Genomic DNA, 25,761 nt, shown 5'->3' on the forward strand with positions numbered 1-25,761 from the left:
CGACCCGATTACGCGGGCCGTCGGGTTACATCCGGCTCGGCAGGCGCCGAGCCTCCATATAGACCAGATCCGGCATAGCCTGCGCTGGGCGCGGGCCCGACCGGCGGACCTCCAGGCGTTCCTGCGTAGCCGCCCTGCGCCTCGCCGCGGGCAAGATAGCTGGATTCCCCTGCGTAACCATAGCCGGCTTCACCCTGGGAACTCTTGAGGAAGCGCGTCAGGGCAAAGCCCAGGGCGAAGGCTCCGCCGAGGAATAGGGAGGGATTGCGCCGGGCCATCTGTCTGGCTTCGCGCAACATGTCCCGCATGTCCCGGTCGCGCAGCATGTCGGCATAGGAGTCCAACCTTTCCGAAGCGCGATCGATATACTCGGCCATCTGTCCTTCCTGCTTCTGGCGCAGCTGCTCACCAGAGGCCCGGAGCGCGTCGGCCAGAGCGTTGACCTTGCCGATGGCGCGGTCCTTCTGCTCGGAGGCCATGCGCAGGGCACGCTCTTTCTGGGCTTCAGCAGCCGAACGCGCTTCCTCCTTCATGTGCTCCGCCGATTGCTGCACCGTTGCCTGCGCCTCTTGTGTCCGTTCTGATTTCTCCACATTCTGGGGGCTCATCGAGTACCTCCTCTCTTCTGTCGGATGGAAAGAGCTTCGGCTTCTTTAACATGTCTAGTACGCAAAGCCGCCAATGGAATCTGTAGGACAAACCCCAAAAAACGAGTCAGGCTATTACCAATGCCAAGCGTCACGGAGTAACAGTCGTATGTACTTTCCAAGATGGGCGTTGTGGACGACCAGCCGTTTCCTGGCCTGTTCGAATTACTAGGCCTAGACCGGTCTGGCCGTTGTCGGTCCGCTCCGGGCCGATTCCGGATATCCACAAGGTCGCCTATGTGCTAGGATGCCAGCCTGCCGTCCAGCGGGGCGGCGCCATGACATTGTCGTGGCATCATGGAGGGTGAACGCGCATGCGCATCCGTTGGAAACTCCTGCTGCTCTTCCTGGCCATTTTCCTGCTGCCGATCGGCGCTGGGCGCTACATTGCCGAGCGTTCCTGGTTGCGCTTGGGGCTGGAGCTGGGCGAGCGCAGCAGCGACGAGCTCGTGCGGCGCACGGGCGCGGAGCTGGGCAGGATGGTGGATGATCACGCGCGCATCCTGGCCAGGGATCGAGCGATCTTGGAGGCCCTGGTGCGCGTGCAGGCCCTGGAGGCCGCCCGCCTGCTGGGTGCGCCTCCTCCGGGTGCGCCTGGGGACATTCTGGTGGCGGAGCCGTTGCACATGGGATCCGAAGGCGAGGATGCGGCCATGGATCCTCGCTTCTGCCGAGTGGAAGAGCAGGTGGAGAACTGCTTGCCGCTGGAAGTTGATTTCGACCGCTCAGCCGTGCGTTTTTTGGGGCAAATGGGAAAAATGGGGCAGCTGGGGCCTGCCGAGCGTGCCGATGCGGCCAGGCTGTCCTCACTGGCCCCGGTTCATGTTGAAGCGAGCCGAAAGCAGCCAGGTCCGCTGCTGTGGCAGATGATCGTGCTGCGGAATGGAACGATGACCATATACCCGGCCTTGGGCGGTCTGCCCGCCATGTGGGATCCCAGGAGGTCGGAGTGGTACGCGCGCGCCTTGAAGGCGGATAGCGTGCTTTGGACCGGGCCCGTGATCGATCCTCTCACGCGCCAGCCGACCCTGGTTGCTTCCCTGGCAGTGCCCGGTCCGGATGGCGCGCCTGCCGGCGTCGCGGCCATGGTCGTGCCGGCCGCGAGCCTGGTGCACGAGAACGAGCACATAACGGGCATCTCGCACGAGGCGTCCTCCTTCGTGGTCCGGCCCGAAGCCCAGCCCGAAGCCGAAGCTGAATCCGAAGCCGGCGTCGGGGCCGTGGACCGGACCAAGGCCAAACCCCGGCTGCATGTCTTGGCCGGCGAGGATTCTCAACCCATGCCCGAGCGCGTGCACATGCTCTGGCTGACCCGGCAGCCCAGGTTCGTGGAATCCGAGGATGACGCAGGGCTGCGCACAGTGGCCGAGGATATGCGCGCAATGCGCTCCGGCGTACGCGTGCTGCCCTTCGAGGGTCGCAGAAGCTTGTGGACCTACGGACCCGTGAGCGGGGAAGGCCTGGCGCTCCTGCTCATCGTGCCCATGGCCGACGTGATTGCGCCGGCCGCAGCAGCCGAGCAATACGTGCTGGAGCAGGTGCGCCACCAGATCAACATCACCGGCCTGGTGATCCTTGCCGGTGCTGGGATCGTTACGCTCGCGGCGTTTCTGGCCTCGGGCTGGATCACGGCCAATATATCCAAGCTGGTCGGTATGACACGTCGCCTGAGCCAAGGCGATTTCGAGGCGCGCGTGGATATCCGCACCCATGACGAGCTGCGCGAGCTGGGCGACTCGTTCAACGCCATGGTCCCGGCCCTGCAAGAGCGCCTGGCCATCAAGGAGTCCCTGGATCTGGCCCGTGAAATCCAGCGGAATCTTCTGCCGGCCGAAGCGCCGCATACGCCGGGCCTGGAAGTGGTCGGCGCAAGCCACTCCTGTGAGGAGACCGGCGGTGACTACTACGATTATCTGGATGGTTGCTGTGAAGGCAGGGGCCTGGCCGTGTGCGTGGGCGACGTGTCGGGCCACGGGTTGCCCGCGGCCCTGTTCATGGCTTCGGCCCGCGCATTCCTGCGTGCGCAGGCGGGAAGCTCGACGTCGCTGGCCGAAGCCATGAGTCGAGTCAACCAGTTGATTTACCATGATACCTATCGTACCGGCCACTTTATGACCCTGCTGCTCATGGAGTTCGACCGGGACGGCGTGAGCTGGGTCCGGGCCGGTCATGATCCGGCCCTGGTATACGACCCGGCCACGGACAGCTTCGAGGAGCTTTCCGGGCCCGGTCTGGCCTTGGGGCTCCTGCCGGACTACCAATACAGCCAGGAGCACCGCACGGGCCTCAGGCCCGGCCTGCTTTTCTGCCTGGCCACGGACGGCGTGTGGGAGGCGCGCAGTCCTCAAGGTGAATTCTACGGCAAGGAGCGCTTGCGGGAGTGCATCCGGGCCAATGCGAGCCGACCGGCGGCCGAGATCGTGGAGGCCGTGGCCGAGGAAGTGGCCGTGTTTCGCGGACGCTGCCCCACGGAGGACGACGTGACCCTGGTCATCGTACGCATTCGAGCTGACTGTCGAGAAAACCTTGCATAGGTTTCAATTTAGTAAACATTTGGCAATAATCAATCATTACGGTAGTATGCTCTCCGTGTGGGCGGATGTCCTGGTTCGCCTGGCCCGTTTATGCGGGCTGCCTCGGATTTGAACGCGACAGCAGAGCGTTTTCGCCTGCCACGCTCAAGGCCTCGGAGTAGTGATGCACCTGTCTGTAAAGGCCTTCCCGCGAAGCCGCTCCTATGCTATCAGCTACCATATCCGGAAAATTACCGGCCAGCCTGTCAGCACGGAGATGCCATGAGGAAGTCCCCGCTTTTGCAGCAAGTCTTCGATTATCGGGCCCTCCCCGAGTCGGATCGTTTCAAGCAATTCGCCTTGAAGATGGAAGCGCACAACCTGCCGCCCATAGTCATAAATATATTCAAGTATTACTACAGTCTGCTTCTTTCGGGTTCCCAAGGCAAAATGGCCGAGGCTGATATAAAGCCCATCAGCCCGGACGACCTCAAGGACTACCTGGAACTCGACGCCTACGAGGCCGCAGGGCGCAAGGCCCTGCCCAAGGTGGCCATCATCAAGCTCAACGGCGGCCTGGGCACGAGCATGGGCCTGGAGACGGCCAAGTCGCTCCTGGCGATCAAGGCCGAGACCTGTTTCCTGGACGTGATCATCGAGCAAGTGGAGCGGCTGCGCGAGCGCTACGACATCCCCGTGCCGCTCACGCTCATGAACAGCTTTCACACGCACAGCGATTCCATGCTGGCCATCGAGGGCTTTGACAACGGACGCACCCGCGTGCCTCTGGCCTTCATCCAGCACATGTACCCCAAGATCATGCGCGACACGTTCCTGCCCGCGCGCTGGCCCAAGAACCCGGAGCTCGAATGGAACCCGCCGGGCCATGGCGACCTCTACACGGCCATGGTGACCTCCAAGACCCTCAAGCGGCTCGAGGAGAGCGGCTTCGAGTACGCCTTTATTTCCAACTCGGACAACCTGGGCGCGGTCATGGACCTCAAGATCCTGGGCTACATGGCCTCCGAGGATCTGCCATTCCTCATGGAAGTTGCCCAGCGAACTCCCGCGGACAAGAAGGGCGGCCATCTATGCAAGGTCAAGGAATCCGGCCGCCTGGCCCTGCGCGAGGTGGCCCAGTGCCCGGATGAAGAGCTCGCCGAATTCCAGAACATAGAGAAGTACGCCTTCTTCAATACCAACTCCATCTGGATCAACCTTAAGGTGCTGGAGAAGGTCTTCGCCTATCACGGCATGATGCCGCTGGACCTCATCGCCAACCACAAGACCCTGGACCCGCGCGATCCCGACTCGCCCCCGGTGATCCAGGTGGAAACGGCCATGGGCTCGGCCATTTCAGCCTTCCACACGGCCGCGGCCGTGCGCGTGCCGCGCACGCGCTTCGCGCCGGTCAAGACCTCCAACGACCTGCTCAACGTCATGTCCGACAACTTTATCCTTTCCACGGACTACGAGATTGTGCCCAATCCCGAGCGCAACCGCAGCCCCGTGCTCGTCGATCTCGATCCGACGTTCTACAAGAAAGTGGACGATTTCCAGGACCGCTTCCCCGCAGGCGTGCCTTCGCTGCTCAACTGCACCACTTTCACTGTCAGGGGCGACGTGCGCTTCAAGGGCGGCGTGGCATGCCGCGGCAACGTGCTCGTGGAAAACCGCACCGGCCATCAGGTCGTGGTCGGCCCCGAGGATCTCGCGGACGAGAACGCCCGGCTGGTGTTGGAGTAGCGCCGGACAAACGCGGCCACTTTTCTCGAGGCTTTCAGCCAAAAAGAACCGCCTCCGGATTGATGTCCGGAGGCGGTTTTGCATTCGCTAGGCACTTCGAGCAGATGGCTTTTAAGACGCCCGCTCCGGCGTTGACGGCGCAAGTGAATTGCGCCTACGTCGAAGCTAGCGGCAAGCCAAGCCGACGCATGGCTTGCAGAGCATTTTCAAAAGCAAAATGCCCTCAAGGCTGCCCTGCGCCGGCGGATCTACGTGCGGCGGCAGGAGTTCTTTACGTTCACGCCCTTTACGATGAACTGCACGTATTCGGCGACGTTCGTGGCCAGGTCGCCGATGCGCTCAAGGCACTTGCCGAGGATGATCATGTGCACGGCGCGCTCCACGGCACGGCTCTCCTGGATCATGAACTCGATGTAGTGCTTGAGCACCTTGAGGTTCAGGGTGTCGGCCCGGGCGTCCATCGCGCAGACCTGGGCGGCCAGTTCGGTGTCGCTGGTATTATAGGCCTGCAAGGCCTTGCGCAGCATGTCCAGGGTGATCTCGGCCAGCTCGTCGAACACGGGGTAGCGTTCCAGCGGCTGCCGCTGAGCGAAAAGCACGGCCCGCTCCGCGATGTTCACGGCCTGGTCGCCGGCGCGTTCCAGATTGGTCACGATATGGATGCTGCCCACGATAAAGCGAAGGTCCTTGGCCATGGGTTGGTCCAGGGCCAGCAGGCGCAGGCTTCTCTCGTCCACCTCGCACTGCAGCTCGTTGACCCGCGCGTCGCCCTCCATGACTTCCTCGGCCAGGACATAGTTGCGCTCGGCCAGGGCGCGCAGGGCTTTCTCCACGGCCTTGTCGGCCAGGGCGCCCATCTCCAGGACCCTCAGCTTGAGGGTTTCCAGTTGGTGATGAAAATGAGTTTCCATTGTTTCTCCTGCCTGAATATCCCGAAACGGCCAAAGCCGGGCCGCGTGTCGCGGTAATCCGCCAACAAACCGCGCTGGTTCAGGGACGCGCCTCCGAAAGTCGAGGCCCTGTGCGGTTCGGGTCGGCCCTAGCCGAAACGCCCGGTGATGTAGTCCTCGGTCTGCTTGTTCCTGGGCCGCGTGAACAGGGTTTCGGTGCGGTCCACTTCGATCAGCTTGCCCATGTAGAAGAAGGCGGTCATGTCCGACACGCGCGCCGCCTGCTGCATGGAGTGGGTGACGATGATGATGGTGTAGTTCTTCTTCAGCTCGAAGATGAGTTCCTCGATTTTTTGCGTGGCGATGGGGTCAAGGGCTGAGGCCGGCTCGTCCATGAGCAGCACTTCGGGTTCTACGGCCATGGCCCTGGCGATGCACAGGCGTTGCTGCTGTCCGCCGGACAGGCCCAGGGCGTTGTCGTGCAGGCGGTCCTTGACCTCGTCCCACAGGGCCGCGCCGCGCAGGCTCGTCTCCACGCGCTCGGCGATGAAGGCCTTGTCCGTGAGTCCGTTGACCTTGAGGCCGTAGGCCACGTTCTCGAATACTGTCTTGGGAAAAGGGTTGGGCTTCTGGAAAACCATGCCCACCTTGCGCCGCAGGTCCACCACATCGACCTTGGGATCGTAGATGTCCTCGTTGTCCAGCGTCAGGGAGCCTTCCAGGCGCGTGCCGGGTATGAGGTCGTTCATACGGTTGAGGCAGCGGATGAAGGTGGACTTGCCGCAACCGCTGGGGCCGATGAGCGCCGTGACCTGGAATTTCTGGAGCTCGAGGTTGATGTCCATCAAGGCTTTGAAATCGCCGTAATAGAAGTCCAGCTTGCGGGCTTCCATCTTTATGTTGTTTGGTGCTGGCATGAATTGGGCTCCTCGCGAGCTTGTGGTAAGAGGCATGTGCACTTCCGTTCTCCGGGCTCAGTCCTGGGCCTTGGCCGCGTCCTGGCTCGCCGGGGGCATGGTGAAATAGAAGGTTGCGCCGGTGTCTTCGCCCGTTGCGGGGCTGACGACCCAGATCCTGCCGCCGTGGCGCTCGACAATGTGCTTGGCGATGGCCAGCCCCAGCCCCGAGGAGCCGCCCATCTTCAATCTGTGCTTTTCCACGCGGTAGAAGCGCTCGAAGATCTTGGCCTGCTCGTCGCGGGGAATGCCCGGCCCGCGGTCGCTCACGCCGAACAGGACTTCGCCGTCGCCAGTCTGGTGGAACACGGTGACGCTGCCGTGCTCGGGACTGTAGCGCAACGCGTTTTCAATGAGGTTACGGAACACCTGCACCAGCCGATCATAATCCGCGAGTACAAACACGGCTTTCTCCGGGATGCGGCAGACCAGGGCGACGCCTCGGCCGCGGCCCAAGGACTCGCACTCGCGGTAGGCTGACATGACCGCTGCCTGCGCGTCCACCGGCGCCAGCTCGAAGGCCTGACGGTCGGCCTCCAGCCTGGAAAGGTTGAGCAGGTCGCCCAGGATCTTGGTCATGTGGTTCGCGTTCTTGACGATGATGTTCAGGAAGCCCTTGGCTTGGGGCGAAGCGGCCGGATCGCTCTGCAGGGTTTCGGCGTAGCCCTTGATGGAGGTCAGTGGGGTGCGCAGCTCGTGCGACACGTTGGCCACGAAATCCCGGCGCACGCGCTCCAGATGCTTGAGCCTGCTGATGTCGTGGAAAACGACCACCGCGCCGAGGCCGGAGCCGCTTTCCTTCAGCGGTACGATGCCCACGTCGTAGAACACCCCGCTGCGCGGTTCCAGAAGCAGCGAGACCGGCGCGCCGGTCTCACGGTTTTCCAGGGCCCGCTCGCATTCCTGGTGCAGGACCGGGTCCATGATGGCCTCCAGGGGCGTCTTGCCCTGGCAGTGCTCGATGCCTGGGAAAATGAGCGTCATGGCTCGGTTGACGGCCTGGATGCGGCCGTCCGCCGAGAGCAGCATGACGCCTTCCTTCATGTTGTCCAGGATGGCAACGAGCTGCTGCTTCTGCACCGTGATGGTCTCGATCTGGATCTGGATGCTCTCGGCCATGCGGTTGATGGACTTGGCCAGGGGAGAGAATTCCTTGCCCGGATAGAGGCGCAGGCGTTGGGAGTAGTTGCCCTTGCCGATGGCCTCGGCCATGTTGCTCATGGTGCCGACTTGCGTCGAAAGCTGTCGTGCAAGCAGGAAACTGATGAGCGCGGCCAGGGCGAAGGTCGCGCCAGCGCCGATGAGCAGCCCGCCCAGGGTGCGCTCAAGGCGCGCGTCCAGGTGAGCGTGCTCCGTGGACACGCGCAGGAACCCCTCAGGCAATCCTCCGCGTGGCTTGACCATCTGGGCGGCGTAGACCAGATTCTTGTCCAGGGTATCGCTGTGGCGTATGGCCACGCCCGCTTCCCGGTCGCGCGCGGCGATGATTTCCGGCCGCTGGCCGTGGTTGTCAAGCAGGGGCACCCGGTCGAAGGGAACTGAGGAATCGGCCAGCACACGGCCGTTCTCGGCCACGAAGGTCAACCGCGAGCCTTGTCGCTCCGAAACTTCCACAAGCCAGGCGTGCAGCTCCGCCGGAGTCTCGAAGGTGAGATCCCGCTCCAGGAGCAGCGTGAGCATGCGCACCTGGCGCAGAGTGTCCTGCTTGGCTTCGTCCAGGAGATCCTTGCCGATGACGTGGCGCGAATACCACGTGGACACCAGCAGGGACAGGGCGATGACGACGATGAAGGACAGGATCAGGCGGGACCTGAAGGAGAAGCTTTGCGGCATATCCTACTCTTTGAACCTGTAGCCCACGCCGCGTACTGTCTCCACGAACTTGGCGTAGTCACCGAGCTTCTGGCGCAGCCTGCGCACGTGCGTGTCCACCGTGCGGGCGTATCCTTCGAACTCGTAGCCCCAGACGGTGTTCAAAAGCTGTTCGCGGGTCAGCACCCGGCCGGGATTGCGGATGAGTTCGGACAGCAGCTTGAACTCCGTGGCCGTGAGCAGCAGCTCCTGGTCGTCGATCTCCGCCCTGTGCGCTTCCATGTCCACGCTGAGCCTCTCGCGGCGCCAGCTCTGGCGGACGTCCTCCTCGCCCTTGTTGCGCCGCAGCACGGCGCGCACGCGCAAGATGATTTCCCGCGGGCTGAAAGGCTTGACCACGTAGTCGTCGGCGCCTAGCTCCAGCCCCACGATGCGGTCCACTTCCTCGCCGCGCGCCGTAAGCATGAGGATGGGAATCCGGCCCGTCTCCGAGCCGCGCTTGAGTTCCTTGCATACCTCGAAGCCGTCCATTCCGGGCAGCATGAGATCCAACAGGATCAGGTCCGGCATGTGACGCCGGGCCTTGTTCAGGGCTTCCAGCCCGTCGCTGGCCGTGATGGCGTCATATCCCGCGCTTTCGACATTGAACTTGATGAGCTGCAGGATATCCTCGTCGTCCTCGACGATAAGTATCGTTTCCTTGGCCATGTTTGCCTCTCAGCGTTTGAACTCAGCTTTCATCACGGTTTCGTTACGATTTGACGGAAGATACATGGCAAATTGGCGACGCTTGGATTTATCGGACCCCGATTCCCTTGGTTTGGAGCCGCTTGGGTCTGACATGGAGCTGTAACATTTCGACCGCCCAGCTGGAAGTGCTCGCCGGTTCCGTGCGAGTTTCGCTCTTGTACCGAGGATGCGGGCGAGGGAGGGCCTGCGCAATTGACAGCTCTTATCAACAAGGATAACCAGACCCACAGCCAACACCACCGGCAAGTGAGCTGTCATGACATCAAGTACGCAAGAGAATCCCTTGGAGTTATTCTCGGAGTTCCTGGCCGAGCACGGCTTGCGCATGACTCCGCAACGGCGGCTCATTCTGGAGGTGTTTCTGGAGCATGGCGGGCACTTGGCCGCCGAGGAACTGTACGACTGCGTACGACAGCTCGACCCTTCCGTGGGTCAGGCCACGGTCTACCGCACCGTGAAGCTTCTGGCCGAATCCGGCCTGGCCAAGGCCGTGCGTTTTGACGAAGGCGTGACCCGCTACGAGCCCAAGCACGGCCGCGAACACCACGATCACCTCATCTGCGTGCGTTGCCGACGCACCGAGGAGATACTCGACGAGCGCATCGAGAAGCTGCAAGAGGAACTGGCTCGCAAGCTGGGCTTCGTGCTCACCGGTCACAAGATGGACCTCTACGGCATCTGTTCCAAGTGCAGGCGCAAGGAACAGGAGAAAGACTAGCCGATACGTCGGAAGCCTTTCGAGGGCCACGAGACCGCTGTCCCTTGCATGCCTGCCCGATTATCCCGCCCCTGAATTTCACAGGCGCCTGCCTGCATCATGGAAGCGTCGATTTGGAGGAAGCAGAGGCGTCCAGGACTTGATTGACAATGATTATCATCATCCTTATTATTGAAAATATAAGCATATTCAACAGAGGCTCTCATCCATGACGCAAGCGCAACCGTTAACCAGCTTCGCGGCAGGCAGCCGGGTCAAGGTGGTCAATTTTGATTCCTGCAACCATGCGCGTTGCCGCCTGTGTGCCTTGGGCCTTACGCCCGGCGTCATGCTGGAGATCGATTCCGGCGGACCCGGCCCGTTGCGCATCCGCGTGCGCGGCTCCAGCCTCGTGCTGGGACAGGGCCTGGCCAGCCAAGTATTGGCTTCGCGCGTCGAGTAGCCCAAGAAAGAGCGATACCATGCAAACAGCTATTGTTATTATCATACTGGCCCTGGCCGCGATGTACGTTATTTGGCGGTTTTGGCGGGCAAGACAGGGCGCGTCCTGCTGCTCGGGCTGCGGGGGCTCGTGCGGCTGCTCCGACAGCAAGCCCAGGCTGGAGCCGCTCAGATCCGTGAACCCAAGCAATTCGGGCGGCCAACCCAAGGGTTCCTGCACGTCATGCGGCTGCGGCTCCCGAGAGCCTGCCGACAACCAAAACAGCTAGGAAGCAAAAGCGTTTATGCCCACACAGCAAGCGCTGCGTTCGCTCAAGGTCGGCCAGAAGGCCGTGGTCAGATCCGTCAAGGCCTCGGGCGAGCTTGGCCGCCGTATCCGCGACATGGGCCTGGTGCCCGGCGTGACTGTTGAGGTTGTGGGCCGTGCGCCCCTGAAGGACCCGGTGGCCCTGCGCATCCTGGACTTCACGCTCACCCTGCGCAACAACGAGGCCGACTGGATCACGGTGGAGATCAAAGACTAAAGCATTTTGCATTTTAGACGCTCCCTTCGGCGTTGACGGCGGAATTACATTCCGCCTACGCCTGCGGGGCGGCAAGCCATGCCGACGCATGGCTTGCAGAGCATTTTCAAAAGCAAAATGCTCTAAAAAGCCGGAAGAGGGCGCTGCCCTCTTCCGTGCCCTCACCTGCCAAGGTCATTCTCGGATAAGGCACGCCCCTGGACCCGTGAATCCGCGCGGTTCGTTTTTGGCCACCATGCGCACGCTCTTGGCCGGCGCCACGGCCTGCATCCGCCTCATCTCGGGGTCGCGGTACTTCCCGGCTCGCCGCCTGATCAGAAAGCCGCCGATGTTGATGCCCTGGTCCGTGATCTCCACACGGATCTTGGCCGTGGTCCTGGAGTTCTCGGCCAAGCCGAAGAGCACGTTGTACACGTCGCCCAAGGCCTGGGTCTCGACCTCGCCGCCGTAGCCCTCGGCTTTCAGGGGCTCCCGTATGGCCGTAAGCGCCTCGAAAACATCGTCCAGCTTGACGCCCCGGCGTCCCACTTCTTGGCTGGGACACCGCTATGCGGGTTGCTGAAATCGATGACCCAGCGCTCGAATCCTCCAGCCTCCATCAACACGGCCCAATCGCTCTTGCCGCGTGAACCTGCTCGACCCAGCTAAGGCCGGGTCGAGCAGGGCCGGATGGACGAAGACGAGCTGGGCCTGGCGCTTGGCCGGGTCGTAGGAGGCGGCAACCTTGGCTAACTTCTTTTAGGTAAGGTCCACTTCCTGGCCATTCATGGCCTTGAAGTGACCTACGCGGGCGATGTTGATCCAGCTGATGTGAGCCGGTTTAGCGGGTCAGGAGGGATATTTCGAGGGCGTTTTGCACAATATGAGCATAATTACGAGCCGTTGCAGGCTAACAAGTAAGGGGCTGCGTACCTGGAGGCAAGACGACAGCGAAGTCAGTCCGGCGGCTCGACATATTTCCTGGTGATGCTTCCGTTCCTTTTTAATTGACTGAACAATGATTTGTTGTCTTGCACTGGCTTCGTCCATTAGTGTGGTTATACGAAATACTATTGTCTACCACCTGAAACCAGTCAGGAGCTATGCCCTTTGCCTCTGGCAGCAATGTCAAAGAATGAAATGGAGAAGGCGTTAAAGCGCGCCCAGGAGCAAAATGCTCGCTTGCGGAAGCGCCTGGCTGAGGCGGAGAAGTCCGAGCAGCTCCTGAAATCCATTTTCGAATATATCCCCGAGGGCTTGATCATCGCCGAAGTCCCGGATGCCTCGATCCGCGCCATCAGTCGTCATGGGCTGTCGCTTTTTGATCGGCCGCGCGAAGCTATTTTGGGCTGCACCGGACCCGAAGTCATGAAGGAATGGAAGGTCTTTCATCCTGATGGCGTTACTCAGGCCGAGAATGGCGAATTGCCTCTGATTCGCGCCATGACCACCGGAGAGAACGTGCGCGAAGAGGAGTGGATCATCCTCCGGCCGGACGGCGAGAAGATGCCGGTCCTCATCAATGCCGGACCGATACGCGATAAAGAGGGCACGATCACCGGCGGGGTGCTCACTTGGATCGAAACGGAAAAGCGCAAGCAGCTTGAAGAGGCCCTGCGCGAGAGCGAGGCGCGCTACCGCTCCTTTTTCGAGGCAAGCCAGGACGCGGTCTTGCTCACCTCCCCGGATGGTTCGATCCTGGCCGCGAACAAAGCGGCGCAGGAGATGTACGGCGCGACTGAGGAGGAGCTCATCGAGAAAGGGCGCTCCGCATTTGTGGACACCTCGGACCCCAGGCTGGAAGCCTTCCTGGAGGAGCGGATCCAGACCGGCAGAGCGAAAGGCGTATTCAGAAGCCGACGCAAGGACGGCACGATCTTTCCAACCGAGGGATCCTCGGGCGTCTTCACCTCCATGGATGGGAACCTCCGCACAAGCACCATTCTTCGCGACATCACCGAGCGCAAGCGGGCCGAGCAGGCCCTGCGAGAGAGCGAGGATTTGCTCTCCAGGGTTCTGGACGCCCTGCCCGTGGGCGTGTTCATCGCCGACGAACATGGTGGCATCGCGCGCGTCAACCCTGCGGGCGAGCGCATTTGGAGCGGCGCGCGCCGCGTGCCCCTGGACCGGCTCAACGAGTACAAGGGCTGGTGGGCCGACAGCGGCAGGCGCATCGAGGCCCGCGAATGGGCCTTTGCCCGGGCTTTCAAGCGCGGCGAAACATCAATGAACGAAATCATCGATATCGAGTGCTTCGACGGTTCGCGCAAGACCATCCGCAATGCGGCCGTACCGGTGCGAGACGCCTCGGGCCGCATCATCTCGGCCATCGCCGTGGTCGAGGACATCAGCGCGGAGCGCCGCGCCCAAGAGGCCTTGCGCAATAGAGAGGTCCAATATCGGGCCCTGGCCGAGAACTCGCCGGACATAATCGTGCGTTACAGCCCGGACCTGCATTACCTTTACGTCAATCCACGCATCGAGCACGCTGTAGGCGTTCCGCCCGAGGCCTTTATAGGCAAGCGGATCGGGCAACTCGGCCTGCCCAAGGACTTGCAGTGCTCCATCGCGAAAGCTGTCCATGAGGTGGGCAAGACCGGTCAGGAGCAGACTCTGGAATGGTTTTGGGAGACGCCAGTTGGAACAAAGCACTTCCAGACAATGTTTGCCCCCGAGGCTTCGCGCGACGGCGGTGTCGATTCCGTGCTCACGATCAGCCGCGAGATCACCTCGCTCAAGCACCTGGAGGAGGAACTGCGCAGGGCCAAGGACGCGGCCGAGGAGGCCAACCGCGCCAAGAGCCAATTCCTGGCCAACATGAGCCACGAAATCCGCACGCCCATGAACGGCATCATGGGCATGGTCGAACTGGCCCTCATGGGCTGCAAGGACGCCAGGTCGCGCGAGTACCTCGGGTACGCCAAGAAGTCGGCCGTCAACCTCCTGGACATCGTCAATGACATCCTCGACCTGTCCAAGGTCGAGGCCGGCCACGTGGAGCTGGAAAAGAGCGTCTTTGGGCTGCGCGAGATGTTGGAGAACCTGTTTGCCATCCAGGGCTCCCAGGCCGAACAAAAGAGGTTGCGCTTCAAGACGCATGTGGACCCGAGTGTGCCGAAGCATCTCGTTGGAGACGAAGGCCGCTTGAGACAAATCTTGACCAACCTCGTGGGCAACGCCGTGAAGTACACGCGCGAGGGTGAGGTGGCGGTGTTCGTCACGGCCGAAGTGTTGAAGCAAGATCAAGAGCAGGGAGAACACCGGCGAGCGGACCTGGTCAGCCTTGTCTTCTCGATTCGCGACACCGGCATCGGCATCGCGCCCGAAAAACTATCGCGCATCTTCGAGCCCTTCACGAGGGGAGCGCAAGACGCCGAGTTCGGCGGCACGGGCCTGGGCCTGACCATCACCAAGCAGCTTGTTGACCTCATGCACGGAAGGATCGATGTCAGGAGCACTCTGGGCCAAGGGAGCACATTCACGGTTTCCCTGCTGCTCCAGACCGTTTCGAAGGAGGCCATCCCGGCCGAGCCCCTCGGCGAAGGCATTGCCCAGGGCCGGGCCAAGCCGCTCAGGATCCTGCTGGCCGAGGACAACGAGATCAACCGCTTCATGGCCGTGGAGTTGCTCAAGCTTCGCGGACACGAGATCGTCACGGCCGATAACGGCAAACAGGCCCTAGAGGCGCTTGCCAAGGAAGCTTTCGACCTTGTGCTCATGGACGCGCAAATGCCTGTGATGGACGGCGAGGAGGCCACCAGACGTATCCGGGCCGGTGAGGCTGGGAACCCGCGCATTCCCATCGTGGCCCTGACCGCCTATGCCCTCAAGGGCGACCGGGAGCGCTTTCTGGCCGTCGGCATGGACGACTACCTGTCCAAGCCCATCGACCTGGAGGAGTTTGAGCGTGTTCTGACGCGGATTGGGTCAGGTGAAAAAAGCACTGAATAAGTCCGGGAGAGTGGAATTGAGAGCGAAGGCCCTGGGCGGTAAGCCCAGGGCCTTCCTTTGAAGCTTCCCTACAGATGCGGTCACTACTGGCGCGGATGTCGCTCACGCCGCCGGATCGGTGTCCAGGTCCGGCGCGAAGGCGGCATGCAATCCGCTTGATGAGTTGACCTAGACCTTGGCGTGGCCGTGCCGTCCCGAGGGCAGCACGGCCCGCAGCACGAGCAGGAGCAGGATCACGGCCGAGGCCAGGGCCACGTGGCCGCCTTCCTCGACGCCCGCCTCGCGCACCCATCCCGAGATGTCCAGGGCCAGGGACACGTAAAGCCAGTCCACGGCCAGGCCCATGCCCAGCGAAACCACGGCGATTGTCGCCAGGTACACGGCCGTGATGCGCCGGCCCAGAATACGGCCGAGCACGGTCACCGTGGCGGCGTTGGTCACGGGTCCGGCCAGCAGGAATACCAGGGCCGCGCCGGGCGACAAACCCTTGGCCGCCAGGGCCGCGACCACGGGTGTGGAGGATGTGGCGCATACGAAGATGGGCATGCCCACGCCGAGCATGATCAGCATGGGCACGATGCCCGAGCCCAGGTGCTGCTCGATGAACCCGGCCGGGATGAGCGCGCTGATGAGCCCGGCGATGCCGATGCCCAGCAGCAGCCAGGGGCCGATGTCCGCGGCCAGGTCATCGAAGGCGAAGCGCAGGGATTCGGCCAAACGCGTGCCAAAGGGCTTGCGGGGCGCAATGATCTGTTCGGGGGCGGAGGAAAGTTGCGAGCCGTCCAGGCCGCAGGAGCCTTTGCAGCCTCAGCCGCCGCCGGCCTTGATCTCCGGCGCGAGGCTCTCCAGCGCGGGCGGGTTGTCGGGCAGCAGGTTGACCAGGATGCCGGTGATGGTGGCGGTGACGAAGGCCGCCACGGGCCGCACAACGGTCATGATCGGGTCCAGCAGGGCCCAGGTGATGGCGATGGAGTCCACGCCGGTCTCGGGCGTGGAGATCAGGAAGGCGGCGGTGGCGCCCTTGCCGGCGCCCTGCTTGCGCAGGCCCAGGGCCGCTGGCACCACGCCGCAGGAGCACAGGGGCAGGGGCACGCCCATGAGTGAGGCCTTGAGCACCGAGCCCGCGGACTTGCCGCCCAGGTGCCTGGCCACGAAGTTCTCGGGCAAGAAGGTCTTGACCAGCCCGGCCATGAGCATGCCGAACAGGACATAAGGGGCGGAGTCCAGCAGGATGGACCAGGACTCCATCAGGATGCGGGCGAGAAGATTCATCGGTCTTCCTTGATGTGGTCCAGCGCCTCGGCAAAGAGGTGGGCCACGTGTTCGTCGTCCAGGGAGTAGTAGGCGTTCTTGCCTTCGCGGCGGTATTTGACGAGCTTGGCCGCGCGCAGCAGGCGCAACTGGTGCGATACGGCGCTCTGGCTCAGGGCCAGGATCTCGGCCAGGTCGCACACGCACAGCTCGGCCAGCGACAAGGCTTCCAGAATGCGCACGCGGGTCATATCGCCCAGGACCTTGAACAGTTCGGACAGGGCCTGCAGATCGGCCTCGGCGGCCATGTCGCGGCGCACTTCGTTGATACGCTCGGCATGGACGCAGGTGACTTGGCAGACGTCGCTTTCAGTGGAATTCATGAACGCCTCTTCATATGAGCAATCGTTCATATGTTTATATGGCAGCCAGCTTCACAGGTCAAGAGCTGCGTGGGCGCGATCCGTCAGGTCAGGAAAACGAATGATGGTGATCAGAGCGGGGAAGCGGCTTCAAGGCCACCGGAGCAATTCGCAGATAAACTGAGAGAGGGCGTTGCCTTCTCTCAGACTCTCACCCACCAAGGGGCACGGCCCCTTGGGACCCATTTCTTATGTAGGATGCAGTAGCCGGCAGCCGAACACCGCGCCCGAAGTCATCCAGTGAGAAAACACGAGGGGTCCAGGGGAATCATTCCCCTGGCGGGAGTGGGCCCGGGAGAGGGCAGCGCCCTCTCCCGGTTACGGCAGCCTAGTAGTACAGGCTCAGCCCGAGCAGTACTGTGTGCAGCGTATCCTCGTCCGATTCGCCGATGCTTTGTTCGGCCCTGAAATGCTCATAGCCCGCGTAGAGCTTGGCGTTTTGGCCTCGGAGGTAGTAGTTCAGGCCGACCCTGGCCGCGCGGAAGCCGCCGGCGTCTCCAGGGGCCCGTGTATCCCATAGCTCGTAGCCTGCCCAGGGTTGGAGCTTGTACTTCTCAAGGTAGTAGCCCACCTGCGTGGCGAAGCCCTGGCCTTCGGTGCGCCGGGCGTCCCGGGTGACGTTTTCGGCCTCCAGCAGCGCCCTCGCGCTATCCAGCTCAAGGAGTTGGTAGATCCACTCCATGGTCACGCTGCCCGGCCCCAGGGCATGCTCCACGAACAGGTCCAGTTCCCACCAGCGATAATCTACGTTCCTGCCTGTGTCCTCGTCTCTGGCGATATCGTTCTGCAGGTCCACGGACGTGCCCAGGGCCACGGTGCGCTTTTCTCCAAGGTACGTGCCCAGGTTGTAGTAGTCCGGCTCCGGGTCGAACAGGTTGGCTTGTATCCTGGCCGTGAAGCGCGGCGAGGCGCTGTCCTCGGGAGCCTCATCAACGCCTTCATAGAATCCGGCGTAATACTTGAAGTGCAGCTTCTCGCTGGTCGAGAGCGCGCCGAAGAGCGTGGCCCCGATGTCGCGCACATTGGTTCGGCCTTCCAGGCCCAGGTCGCCGTCCGGGTAGTCGGCGGTGTTGAACTGCGGCCTGGCGCCGAGGCCCCAGGTCAGGTTGTAATTGGTGATAGCCGGCCGATCTATGGTCAGCAGGGTCGCCGGGTTGGTGGTGATTTCCCGGCCGGCCGGAGCCATGTGCTCGCCCGCATAGAGCACGGCCGGCTCGGCCAGACGCAGGGTGCCGAAAGCGTCAATGAGCCGTACCGTGGGGCCGCCGTTCATGCCGGCCGTGGCCTCAGTCTGCAGGAAGAGGCCGATGTCCTCCGTGAGCGTGGCGGCCAGGCGCAGACGGCCACGGCGCAGGATGAAGTCGTGGTTGCCGTCCTCCGTGCCCGTGTCCAGGTTAAGGTTCGCATAGCGGTACTGCGTCTGCAGCAGATAGCCGATTTCGATGGACGCTTCGTCGTCGATGGGAATTTTGGCGCCCGCCCATGCCCCGGCAGGAACGAGCGCAAGCAGCACGATGCTATTTACAACGGTGCGCATGAGCATTCGCAAGCCTCCTGGTTGTACGCCCTGCCCGCCATCCGCACTCTCTCGCAGCTCCGAAAGGGCTGCCAAGCCGCGTCTTGCTTTGACTGATGACGCTGTTTCGGCAGTTTGCTCCCGAAAGAGCAGGGCATAAATCCAGCGTAGAGTACACGAGTCACCATGTTTGTCCACATCCACACGCGACAACAGATGAAAACAGCATATCCGCAGTCCACAAAACTGCTGGAATAAAGTCGTCGATGCTCATGGACTCGGCTATGCGTGTCAGGACTCAGTGATCGATGACTTGAACAAGGCGCATGCTTGTTATCGCCATGTCCTGCCTCTCCGTTGCGCTCGTCTTGCGTGCAGGACAGGAGCAGAGCGCTTTCAGCGGCGCTCTCTATCTTTTTCCAGGAATAATAATTAAAAGCTTGTGAACTTTTTCCTATTAAGGCTTCTGAATGTGCCGTGGTTCGTCTTTGACAAACTCCGGCATCGCGCCCTTCTCTCAGTCGATGTTCATATCGTACCCCCGACAAGACATCCGCAGGTCGTCTTGATCGGCAATGACAGCCCTGGAGAATGACTGTGGAGAGTTCCCTGCTTAGCCTTCCTGAAGAGCTGGCTGTGCTGCGCGCCCTGGTGGAGCACACCGAAGTCCAGCTCGCCTTCCTGGCCCCGGATTTCACCTTTCGCTACGCAAACGAGGCGTATGTATGCGGCTGCGGCTACTCCCGTGAAGAAATCATGGGCCGCAACCACTTCGAACTCTTCCCCGATGCCGAGAACGAGACCATCTTCCGCAAGGTGCGCGATACCGGGCAGGCCGTGTCGTTCAAGGCCAAGCCTTTTGTCTACGCATCCCAGCCCGAGCGCGGCACGACATACTGGGACTGGCGTCTTGCGCCTGTGGCGGGTTCGGACGGCAATCTCCTCGGCCTGGCTTTTTCGCTCACCGACGTCACCGAGCGTGTGCGCACCGAATTGGCCTTGCGCCGAAGCGAGCAGGAGGCCGAGGAGGCCAGCCGGGCCAAAAGCGAGTTCCTGGCCAGCATGAGCCACGAGCTGCGTACTCCCCTGGGCGGCGTCCTCGGCATGACCGAGCTTGCGCTCATGAGTGAGCCGAGCGCTGCTGTGCGCACATATCTGCAGATGGTGCTGCGCTCTGGCCAAGCCCTGCGGGATCTAGTCAACGACTTGCTGGACCTGTCCAGGATCGAAGCCCGCAAGCTGGAGTTGGAGAGTGTGGATTTCGACCTGCGCGCTGAATTGGCCCTGGCTCTGGAGCCTTTGATCCTGGACGCTCGGGCCAATGGCTTGTGCCTGTGCCATTCCGTAGCCCCTGCAGTGCCGGCCATGGTGCGCGGCGATTCCGGCCGGCTGCGCCAGGTGATAACCAACCTCGTAAGCAATGCCCTTAAGTTCACGGAGCAAGGTGGCATTACCGTGGCTGTGGAATCAGATACGACCGGCGCACCCGATCTGCTGCGCTTCCGTGTGACGGATACGGGCATAGGCATAGCGGCCGACCAGCTCGAATCCGTCTTCGACACCTTCCGGCAATTACGTGACCAGACCGGCCGGACGCGCGGCGGCATGGGCCTCGGTTTGGCCATCTGCCGCAGACTGGTCGATCTCATGGGTGGACGTTTGTGGGCAGAGAGCGAGCCGGGCAAGGGCAGCTGCTTTCAGTTCACTGCCCGGCTTGTAGTCTCCGCTTCAAGCCGCGTGCAGCCCTCCGGGTCGCAACCCGCGCCCCAAGGAGCACCGTCCATGCGTGTTCTCGTGGCCGAGGACAACGAGATCAACCGCTATCTAGCCAAGAGCTTGCTGCAGGAGCGGGGGCACTCCGTGCATACCGTGCGCACGGGCAGCGAAGCCCTGCAAGCCTTGGCCGGCGAGCGTTTCGATCTCGTGCTCATGGATGTGCGCATGCCCGGCATGGACGGCGAGCAGGCCACAAGAGCCATCCGTGGCAATCCGCCGCCGGGAGTGGACCCTGCGGTGCCCATCGTGGCCCTCACGGCTTGCGCGCTCAAGGGCGACCGGGAACGATTCCTCGGCGTGGGCATGAACGCCTACCTAGCCAAACCCATCAATATCGAGGAGCTGGATCGCGTGCTGGTCGAAGTGTGGAGGCAGAAGGCAGGCTCGTGAGGAGCTGCGCGGAAGGTGTTAACTTGATCTTGATTATGCGCTTTACCTAGCTCAGCAGCTCGCGGGCCAGAGCCTGGCCCTGGTCGCCGCCGCCAGCCATGCGCGAGAGCTCCTCGAAGATGTCGGCCTCGGAAAGCTGGCCGCAGCGCGTGTAGGTCTGGCCGGCCTCGACCTCCTTGCGCACCTGGAAGTGACGGTCGGCCTTGGCCGCCAGTTGCGGCCAGTGGGTGATGAGGATGATCTGCTGGCGGCGCGAGAGGGCCTTGAGGCGTTCCGCCACGGTTCCCAGCGTCAGGCCGCCGATGCCTGCGTCCACCTCGTCGAAGATGAGCGTGGGCTGCTCGGCCTGGGTCAGCAAGCCCACCAGGGCCAGCAGAAAGCGCGACAATTCGCCGCCCGAGGCGATCTTGTCCAGGGGCTGAGGCGCTTGGCCGGGGTTGGGCACCCACAGTACGCGGGCGCGTTCCTCGCTGATGCCGGGGAAAATCTCGTGCGGCTCGAAATCGATCTCCACGCGCACGTGCTCCGAGAAACCGAGCTGCCTGAGTTCCGTCTCCAGGTCGGCCTTGAGCCCTGTGGCGGCCTGGCGTCGATCGGCGTGCAGCCGCGCCAGCACGGCCTGCAGCGCATCGGCCAGCTCCTGCTCCTCCTTGTCCAGGCGCTTGAGGTCCAGGCCGGATTCGTCCAGGAAGGACAGGTTCTCGCGCAGCTCCTGCTGCAAATGCACGATGCCGTCCAGGTCGCGCTTGAGTTTGCGCTTGAGCTGAGCCAGCTCGAAGAGGCGGGCGTCCACGGCCTCCAGGTCGCCGGCCGCGGCGCGCAGGTCGCAGCGGCGCAGCCGTCCGTCCAGCTCGCCCAGGCGCAGGCGGAAGTCGTCCAGCACCTGGGCTTCCTCGCGCAGGTCGGGCACGGCCGCGACCAGTCCGCGCACCTGACGGCCCAGGCGGTCGAACTGCGCAAGCAGCCCGTCGCCGCCCTGACCGTGCAGCAGGCTCAGCGCACCATCCAGGGCCTGGCGCGCGCCGGTGCGGTCCTTGAGGGCCTGGCGCTTGGCGGTCAGCTCGTCTTCCTCGCCGGGCTTGGGGTTGACCTTGGCGATCTCGCGGCTCTGGAAATCCAGGAATTCGCGCTGGGCGGACAGGGAGCCAACGCGGTCGAGCAGCTCCTTGCGTTGGCCGGCCACGGCGCGCAGCCGGTCGCGCAGCCGGTCGCGTTCGCCCAGCAACGACTTGTCGGGCAGGAAGGCGTCGAGCATGCGCGACTGGTAGGCGGGCGAGAGCAGCTTCTGCTGGCCGTGCTGGCTGGTGTGCAGCACCAGTCCGGCCTTGAGGCTCTCCACGGTTTCCAGGCTGCTCAGGCGGTCATTGACATACAGGCGGCTGCGGCCCGTGTCCGCGGCCAACTCGCGGCGGATGACGCATTCCACGCCTTCGACCACGAACAAAGCCTCGACCATGGCCTTATCCCGGCCGGCTCGGACCATGTCGGGCGTCAGCTTGTCGCCGGTGAGAAAGTTGACGGCGCGCAGAATGAACGACTTGCCTGCGCCGGTTTCGCCGGTCAGGGCATTGAGCCCTGGGGCGAATTCCAGCTCCAGGTCGTCGATGAGGGCCAAGTTGCGTATGCGCAGAAGCTCAAGCATGGGAATTGATTGCCTGCCGAACCGGTGGATAGGTTGGGCGGAATCTACACGCAAGACCGCGTGAGGGCAAGCGAGCACAATCGTCCCCGGCTGCGCTCACGCCTGCTCCTGCTCCCGTTGCGCCAGGCGGCGACGCAGCCACCAAGCGGCCAGCAGGATGCACCCGATGACGGCCAGGGCCAGGAGCACGTTGGTCCAGCTCGGCTGGCGGATAAGCCGGCCCAGGCTGTCGCCCAGCAATGTGATGGCCAGCACGCCGGGGAGCATGCCCAGAGCAGTGCCGAGCAGATAGTCGCGGAAGTGTATGTGCGAGGCCCCGGCGATGAGGTTGACCAATCCGAAGGGCGCCACGGGCAGGTTGCGCACGAGGGCCATGGCCAACACTCCTTGGCGGGCCATGGCCCGGCTAAGGCGGTTGATGCGCCTGCCCGCCAGGTTGCGCAGCGGGTCCTTGCCGAGCAGTCCGCCCAGCAAGTATCCGGCAATGGCTCCGAGCAGGCTGCCGCTGAAAGCATAGGCGAAGCTGGTGATGGGACCATACAGCAGGGCCACGGCCACCAGCATGAGCGTGATCGGAACCATGAGCACGCTGCCCACGGTCAGGGCTCCGAGCACGAGCAGCGGCTCCAGGGGAGAGCCGCGCAGGCTGCGGCCCAAGGCCGTGAGGCTGTCCAGGTCGAGCCATTCGGCCAAGGGTCCGAACTTCCAGGCCAAGGCCAGGCCGATAAACGCAAGCAGCAGTAGGGCTGGCAGCACGTAGGCCGCCCGCCAGCGCCTTGTGGGCTCGGGCGTGTCGAAGAAGAACATGTCGATCAGCCTGTCCATGGCCATAGGTTTTTCGGGATCTAGCAGTGAATGATCCAGAATATCCGGGTCCACCCACTCGGGGGCGGCGGACTCCAGGGGGCGCAGGCTGCGGCCCTCGTTGCGCAGGGCCTCCACCGTGGCGATGAGCGAACCGGTCTCTTCCAGGCCTGCTGCCACGAGTCCGGGCGGCACGCCCAGGTGTTCGCCAAGCAAGCGATGTAACAGGCCGGATATGGCCTCCCGCAACGCTTCTCCGTCAGGGTCGCCGGGAATGCACTCCAGGGCCAGGTCGCACTCGCTGTCCAGGCCCATGGAGCGGTTGCTCAGGTTGGCCGAGCCGATGCGCAGGAAGCAGTCGTCGGCGATCATGACTTTGGAATGCAGGTGCATGCTGGCGCCGTGGTCCAGGTCGGGCACGTATGGATAGTAGACGCGCAGTCGGCCGTGATGGTCAGCCTCGCGCAGTCGGTCCAGGACGCGCACGCGCAGGCCGTCCATGACTCCCTGCTCCAGCCAGCCCGGGCTTCGGAAGGGCACGGCCAGCATGATTTCCGGGCCTAGCGGCCGTCTCAGGCTCTCGCACAGGAATCCGCATACGGCGTCGGAAGTGAAGTACTGGGTCTCGATGTAGATATAGCGCTTGGCCGCGGCAATGGAATCCCTGAAGAGCCGCTCCACTTGGCGCACGGGCTTGCGTAATTTGTATGCCGGCAAGGTCAGGCTGATGCCCATACGGGTGTCGCGCGCATGCACGGGCACGCCCCAGGGCCATGGCGAATCCTTCCTGGGTTCCGGCTTCGGCAGACGCTTGCCCTTGGCCCAGATCCAACGCTGGCGGAAAAGTTCGCCCAGACAGGCCGCGGCATCGCCGTCCACGAGTATCTGCACATCATGGAACGGCGGGTAGTGCGTGCCGCCGGGCGTCATGCGCAGCGGGTCGGTCGGGGCATGCTCGGGCGTGTCCCAGCGGCTGTGCGTAAGGTCCAGGCCACCCGAAAAGGCCAGGCAGTCGTCCACCACCACGATCTTTTGGTGCTGGGAGGCGGTCAGCGGGTGGTCATCGTCCATGACCAGGTGCACCCTGTGATGCGTTGCCCAGCCAAGCTTGACCACCGGCAGCATCTCCCGCTCCATGGCGTAGAGCATGGCGAAATCCCAATCCAGGATATGAATGTGCAATCCCGGCCTGTTGCGCGCCAGATGGTTGAGGAAGTTCCCGAGTCGGTATTTTTCCTCGTCCTCGGCCCTGGGCAGGCCGCGCAGCAGCTTGACGCGGCTGTTAATATCCCAGCCGGCGATGTAGATGCTGCGCCGGGCAGTCTCGCAGGCTGCCACGAACGCCCGGAAATAGTCGGCGCCGTCCACCAGGAAAGCCGCGCGCGAACACTTGGCCAAGCGCCAACAGTTCAGGTCCTCCCGGAGTATGGGAAACCCCGACGTCTCTTCCTGGGATCGGGGAGCAGGTCGGATAAGGGCGGGCAGCATGTTTCAATACTACATAACACCATTCCGCGAGCAACAGGTTTCCTTCATGGACGCATGCCGCAAGGAACACGAGCTGCCTTTGCCGTCCGGCACGTCGCGCCATTTTTCTCGCGTGCTTGCCGTGTTTGCATGCCGGCAGGCCGTATCCGTGGTCCTTGAGGCGGTTTCCGGGTACATGCGGACCGCCCGTGCCCGGCTTGTCGGCCTTTGACAGGCGAGGTACGCTCGCAAGGCAGCCGTAACGGGTTAAGCATCCTGACCAGTTTCGACAAAAGTGATTCCAGAGTGTGATTAATAATTCGAGGACACTTGCGCCGAGGCTAGACTAGGCGGATTGTGTCGGACGATGCTTGGCCTGGAACGCCATGCGCCAAGTTCGCGGCACCGGCGTGAGGGGGGAGGGGCTGATACAGGCAGATTACAATCCGGCTCGCACGGGCCAGGCCGTTACAGGCTGGCTTGGCACTTGCAATGCTTCCGCATTCAATAAAGGAAGGAGATGGCTTCGCATATGAAGAAAGCGCTCATCACGGGAATAACGGGCCAGGACGGTGCATACCTGGCCGAGCTTCTGCTCGCCAAGGGCTACGAGGTGCACGGACTTAAGCGCCGCTCCTCGCTGTTCAACACCGACCGCATCGACCACCTGTACCAGGACCCGCACGTGGAGAGCCGCCGGCTCATCCTGCACTACGGCGATTTGACCGACTCGACGAACCTCATCCGCGTCATGCAGGAGGTCCGCCCCGACGAACTCTACAACCTGGCGGCCCAGAGCCACGTGAAGGTCTCTTTCGAGAGTCCGGAGTACACGGCCAACTCGGACGCGCTAGGCACGCTTCGGCTGCTCGAGGCCATGCGCATCCTGGGCCTCGACAAGCAGACCCGCTTCTATCAGGCCTCGACGTCCGAGCTGTACGGGCTGGTGCAGGAAACGCCCCAGACCGAGAAGACGCCGTTTTATCCGCGCTCGCCGTATGCCGTGGCCAAGCTGTACGGCTACTGGATCACGGTCAACTACCGTGAAGCCTACGGCATGTACGCCTGCAACGGCATCCTGTTCAACCACGAGTCGCCCATGCGCGGCGAGACCTTCGTCACGCGCAAGATCACCCGCGCGCTTTCGCGCATCGTGCTTGGGCTGCAGGACAAATTGTTCCTCGGCAACATGAACGCCAAGCGCGACTGGGGCCACGCCAAGGATTACGTGGAGATGCAGTGGCTCATGCTGCAGCAGGACACGCCCGACGACTATGTCATCGCGACCGGCCGGCAGTTCTCGGTCAGGCAGTTCGTGACCATCGCCGCGGCCGAGCTTGGCATCGAGCTCGACTGGCGCGGCAAGGGCCTGGAAGAAACCGGCGTGGTGGCCGGCTTCGATGAGGCGCTTCTGCGCGAGAAGCTGAACGGCTCCTGCCAAGTGCACGCGAATCTTGTGCCCGGCATGGAACTCGTGGCCGTGGACCCGCGCTACTTTCGGCCCACGGAAGTCGAGTCGCTTTTGGGCGATCCTTCCAAGGCAAGGACCAAGCTGGGCTGGACGCC

At 62.9% G+C, this 25,761-nt stretch carries 21 protein-coding genes; 10 read left to right on the plus strand and 11 right to left on the minus strand.

Annotation, left to right across the window (positions count from 1 at the left end):
- Positions 1–8 precede the first annotated feature (8 nt).
- The gene (locus H585_RS0115120; protein ID WP_027368427.1) at positions 9–608 is read right to left on the minus strand and encodes a hypothetical protein; all 600 of its coding nucleotides are present in this window, start codon (positions 606–608) and stop codon (positions 9–11) included.
- A 353-nt stretch (positions 609–961) separates the two neighbouring features.
- Between H585_RS0115120 and H585_RS0115125 the strand changes: the two genes are divergently transcribed.
- Positions 962–3,181: a SpoIIE family protein phosphatase gene (locus tag H585_RS0115125; RefSeq protein ID WP_027368428.1), complete on the plus strand. Its 2,220-nt coding sequence runs from the start codon at positions 962–964 to the stop codon at positions 3,179–3,181.
- Positions 3,182–3,442: 261 nt separating this feature from the next.
- Entirely contained in the window at positions 3,443–4,906 is a 1,464-nt protein-coding gene (locus H585_RS0115130) for a UTP--glucose-1-phosphate uridylyltransferase (protein ID WP_027368429.1), read from the plus strand.
- Positions 4,907–5,154: 248 nt separating this feature from the next.
- On the opposite strand, the gene phoU is transcribed toward H585_RS0115130, so the two are convergent.
- The 4 genes from phoU to H585_RS0115150 all read right to left on the minus strand — a co-directional run bounded on the left by phoU (position 5,155) and on the right by H585_RS0115150 (position 9,272).
- A complete protein-coding gene (gene phoU / locus H585_RS0115135; RefSeq protein ID WP_027368430.1) occupies positions 5,155–5,817 on the minus strand; it encodes a phosphate signaling complex protein PhoU in 663 nt (220 codons plus the stop codon).
- Positions 5,818–5,945: 128 nt separating this feature from the next.
- Positions 5,946–6,713: a phosphate ABC transporter ATP-binding protein PstB gene (gene pstB, locus H585_RS0115140; protein ID WP_027368431.1), complete on the minus strand. Its 768-nt coding sequence runs from the start codon at positions 6,711–6,713 to the stop codon at positions 5,946–5,948.
- Positions 6,714–6,770: 57 nt separating this feature from the next.
- The gene (locus tag H585_RS0115145; RefSeq protein ID WP_027368432.1) at positions 6,771–8,585 is read right to left on the minus strand and encodes a HAMP domain-containing sensor histidine kinase; all 1,815 of its coding nucleotides are present in this window, start codon (positions 8,583–8,585) and stop codon (positions 6,771–6,773) included.
- Between the two features lie 3 nt (positions 8,586–8,588).
- Positions 8,589–9,272 (minus strand): response regulator, encoded by a 684-nt coding sequence (locus tag H585_RS0115150; RefSeq protein ID WP_014259040.1) that lies wholly within the window; start codon positions 9,270–9,272, stop codon positions 8,589–8,591.
- Positions 9,273–9,570: 298 nt separating this feature from the next.
- Here H585_RS0115150 and H585_RS0115155 point away from each other — a divergent pair, with 298 nt between their 5' ends.
- The 4 genes from H585_RS0115155 to H585_RS0115165 all read left to right on the plus strand — a co-directional run bounded on the left by H585_RS0115155 (position 9,571) and on the right by H585_RS0115165 (position 10,997).
- Positions 9,571–10,032 (plus strand): Fur family transcriptional regulator, encoded by a 462-nt coding sequence (locus H585_RS0115155; protein ID WP_014259039.1) that lies wholly within the window; start codon positions 9,571–9,573, stop codon positions 10,030–10,032.
- A 208-nt stretch (positions 10,033–10,240) separates the two neighbouring features.
- Entirely contained in the window at positions 10,241–10,474 is a 234-nt protein-coding gene (locus tag H585_RS22675) for a FeoA family protein (protein WP_014259038.1), read from the plus strand.
- Positions 10,475–10,493: 19 nt separating this feature from the next.
- Positions 10,494–10,742: a FeoB-associated Cys-rich membrane protein gene (locus H585_RS23960; RefSeq protein ID WP_081678693.1), complete on the plus strand. Its 249-nt coding sequence runs from the start codon at positions 10,494–10,496 to the stop codon at positions 10,740–10,742.
- Positions 10,743–10,757: 15 nt separating this feature from the next.
- Positions 10,758–10,997 (plus strand): FeoA family protein, encoded by a 240-nt coding sequence (locus tag H585_RS0115165; RefSeq protein ID WP_014259037.1) that lies wholly within the window; start codon positions 10,758–10,760, stop codon positions 10,995–10,997.
- A gap of 174 nt (positions 10,998–11,171) precedes the next feature.
- Here the strand turns inward: H585_RS0115165 and H585_RS0115170 are convergent, their stop codons facing one another.
- Positions 11,172–11,525, minus strand: coding sequence for a hypothetical protein (locus tag H585_RS0115170; protein WP_027368434.1), 354 nt, complete (start codon positions 11,523–11,525; stop codon positions 11,172–11,174).
- Positions 11,526–12,158: 633 nt separating this feature from the next.
- On the opposite strand from H585_RS0115170, the gene H585_RS0115175 reads away from it, so the two are divergent.
- A complete protein-coding gene (locus H585_RS0115175; protein ID WP_244432569.1) occupies positions 12,159–14,927 on the plus strand; it encodes a PAS domain-containing hybrid sensor histidine kinase/response regulator in 2,769 nt (922 codons plus the stop codon).
- 168 nt (positions 14,928–15,095) lie between these two features.
- Here H585_RS0115175 and H585_RS23500 read toward each other — a convergent pair whose 3' ends face one another.
- The 3 genes from H585_RS23500 to H585_RS0115190 all read right to left on the minus strand — a co-directional run bounded on the left by H585_RS23500 (position 15,096) and on the right by H585_RS0115190 (position 18,143).
- Entirely contained in the window at positions 15,096–16,199 is a 1,104-nt protein-coding gene (locus tag H585_RS23500; RefSeq protein WP_274532710.1) for an SO_0444 family Cu/Zn efflux transporter, read from the minus strand.
- The gene (locus H585_RS0115185; RefSeq protein WP_027368436.1) at positions 16,196–16,561 is read right to left on the minus strand and encodes an ArsR/SmtB family transcription factor; all 366 of its coding nucleotides are present in this window, start codon (positions 16,559–16,561) and stop codon (positions 16,196–16,198) included. Before H585_RS0115185 ends, H585_RS23500 begins: the two co-directional genes overlap by 4 nt.
- Before the next feature lie 367 nt (positions 16,562–16,928).
- Entirely contained in the window at positions 16,929–18,143 is a 1,215-nt protein-coding gene (locus tag H585_RS0115190) for a porin (RefSeq protein ID WP_027368437.1), read from the minus strand.
- 564 nt (positions 18,144–18,707) lie between these two features.
- On the opposite strand from H585_RS0115190, the gene H585_RS0115195 reads away from it, so the two are divergent.
- Positions 18,708–20,282 (plus strand): PAS domain-containing hybrid sensor histidine kinase/response regulator, encoded by a 1,575-nt coding sequence (locus H585_RS0115195; protein ID WP_244432570.1) that lies wholly within the window; start codon positions 18,708–18,710, stop codon positions 20,280–20,282.
- A 46-nt stretch (positions 20,283–20,328) separates the two neighbouring features.
- On the opposite strand, the gene H585_RS0115200 is transcribed toward H585_RS0115195, so the two are convergent.
- Together H585_RS0115200 and H585_RS0115205 are read right to left on the minus strand one after the other, a co-directional pair.
- Positions 20,329–21,924, minus strand: a complete 1,596-nt coding sequence (locus H585_RS0115200) for a DNA repair protein RecN (RefSeq protein ID WP_027368439.1) — start codon at positions 21,922–21,924, stop codon at positions 20,329–20,331.
- A 96-nt stretch (positions 21,925–22,020) separates the two neighbouring features.
- The gene (locus tag H585_RS0115205) at positions 22,021–24,126 is read right to left on the minus strand and encodes a VTT domain-containing protein (protein ID WP_244432571.1); all 2,106 of its coding nucleotides are present in this window, start codon (positions 24,124–24,126) and stop codon (positions 22,021–22,023) included.
- 88 nt (positions 24,127–24,214) lie between these two features.
- On the opposite strand from H585_RS0115205, the gene H585_RS0115210 reads away from it, so the two are divergent.
- Positions 24,215–24,427: a hypothetical protein gene (locus tag H585_RS0115210; protein WP_027368441.1), complete on the plus strand. Its 213-nt coding sequence runs from the start codon at positions 24,215–24,217 to the stop codon at positions 24,425–24,427.
- A gap of 300 nt (positions 24,428–24,727) precedes the next feature.
- A partial coding sequence (gene gmd / locus H585_RS0115215) for a GDP-mannose 4,6-dehydratase (RefSeq protein ID WP_027368442.1) occupies positions 24,728–25,761 on the plus strand: 1,034 nt, incomplete at its 3' end.

Origin of the sequence: Desulfocurvibacter africanus subsp. africanus DSM 2603, from assembly GCF_000422545.1 — a bacterium.
Lineage (GTDB): Bacteria > Desulfobacterota > Desulfovibrionia > Desulfovibrionales > Desulfovibrionaceae > Desulfocurvibacter > Desulfocurvibacter africanus.

Bases quoted from the DNA above. Each gene is read 5' to 3' on its own strand.
- H585_RS0115150 (WP_014259040.1), bottom strand. From the start codon at position 9,272: ATGGCCAAGGAAACGATACTTATCGTCGAGGACGACGAGGATATCCTG.
- H585_RS0115155 (WP_014259039.1), top strand. From the start codon at position 9,571: ATGACATCAAGTACGCAAGAGAATCCCTTGGAGTTATTCTCGGAGTTC.
- H585_RS0115200 (WP_027368439.1), bottom strand. From the start codon at position 21,924: ATGCTTGAGCTTCTGCGCATACGCAACTTGGCCCTCATCGACGACCTG.
- H585_RS22675 (WP_014259038.1), top strand. From the start codon at position 10,241: ATGACGCAAGCGCAACCGTTAACCAGCTTCGCGGCAGGCAGCCGGGTC.
- H585_RS0115125 (WP_027368428.1), top strand. From the start codon at position 962: ATGCGCATCCGTTGGAAACTCCTGCTGCTCTTCCTGGCCATTTTCCTG.
- H585_RS0115210 (WP_027368441.1), top strand. From the start codon at position 24,215: ATGTTTCAATACTACATAACACCATTCCGCGAGCAACAGGTTTCCTTC.
- H585_RS0115185 (WP_027368436.1), bottom strand. From the start codon at position 16,561: ATGAATTCCACTGAAAGCGACGTCTGCCAAGTCACCTGCGTCCATGCC.
- H585_RS0115145 (WP_027368432.1), bottom strand. From the start codon at position 8,585: ATGCCGCAAAGCTTCTCCTTCAGGTCCCGCCTGATCCTGTCCTTCATC.
- H585_RS23960 (WP_081678693.1), top strand. From the start codon at position 10,494: ATGCAAACAGCTATTGTTATTATCATACTGGCCCTGGCCGCGATGTAC.
- phoU (WP_027368430.1), bottom strand. From the start codon at position 5,817: ATGGAAACTCATTTTCATCACCAACTGGAAACCCTCAAGCTGAGGGTC.
- pstB (WP_027368431.1), bottom strand. From the start codon at position 6,713: ATGCCAGCACCAAACAACATAAAGATGGAAGCCCGCAAGCTGGACTTC.
- H585_RS0115165 (WP_014259037.1), top strand. From the start codon at position 10,758: ATGCCCACACAGCAAGCGCTGCGTTCGCTCAAGGTCGGCCAGAAGGCC.
- H585_RS0115195 (WP_244432570.1), top strand. From the start codon at position 18,708: ATGACTGTGGAGAGTTCCCTGCTTAGCCTTCCTGAAGAGCTGGCTGTG.
- H585_RS0115130 (WP_027368429.1), top strand. From the start codon at position 3,443: ATGAGGAAGTCCCCGCTTTTGCAGCAAGTCTTCGATTATCGGGCCCTC.
- H585_RS0115120 (WP_027368427.1), bottom strand. From the start codon at position 608: ATGAGCCCCCAGAATGTGGAGAAATCAGAACGGACACAAGAGGCGCAG.
- H585_RS0115190 (WP_027368437.1), bottom strand. From the start codon at position 18,143: ATGCTCATGCGCACCGTTGTAAATAGCATCGTGCTGCTTGCGCTCGTT.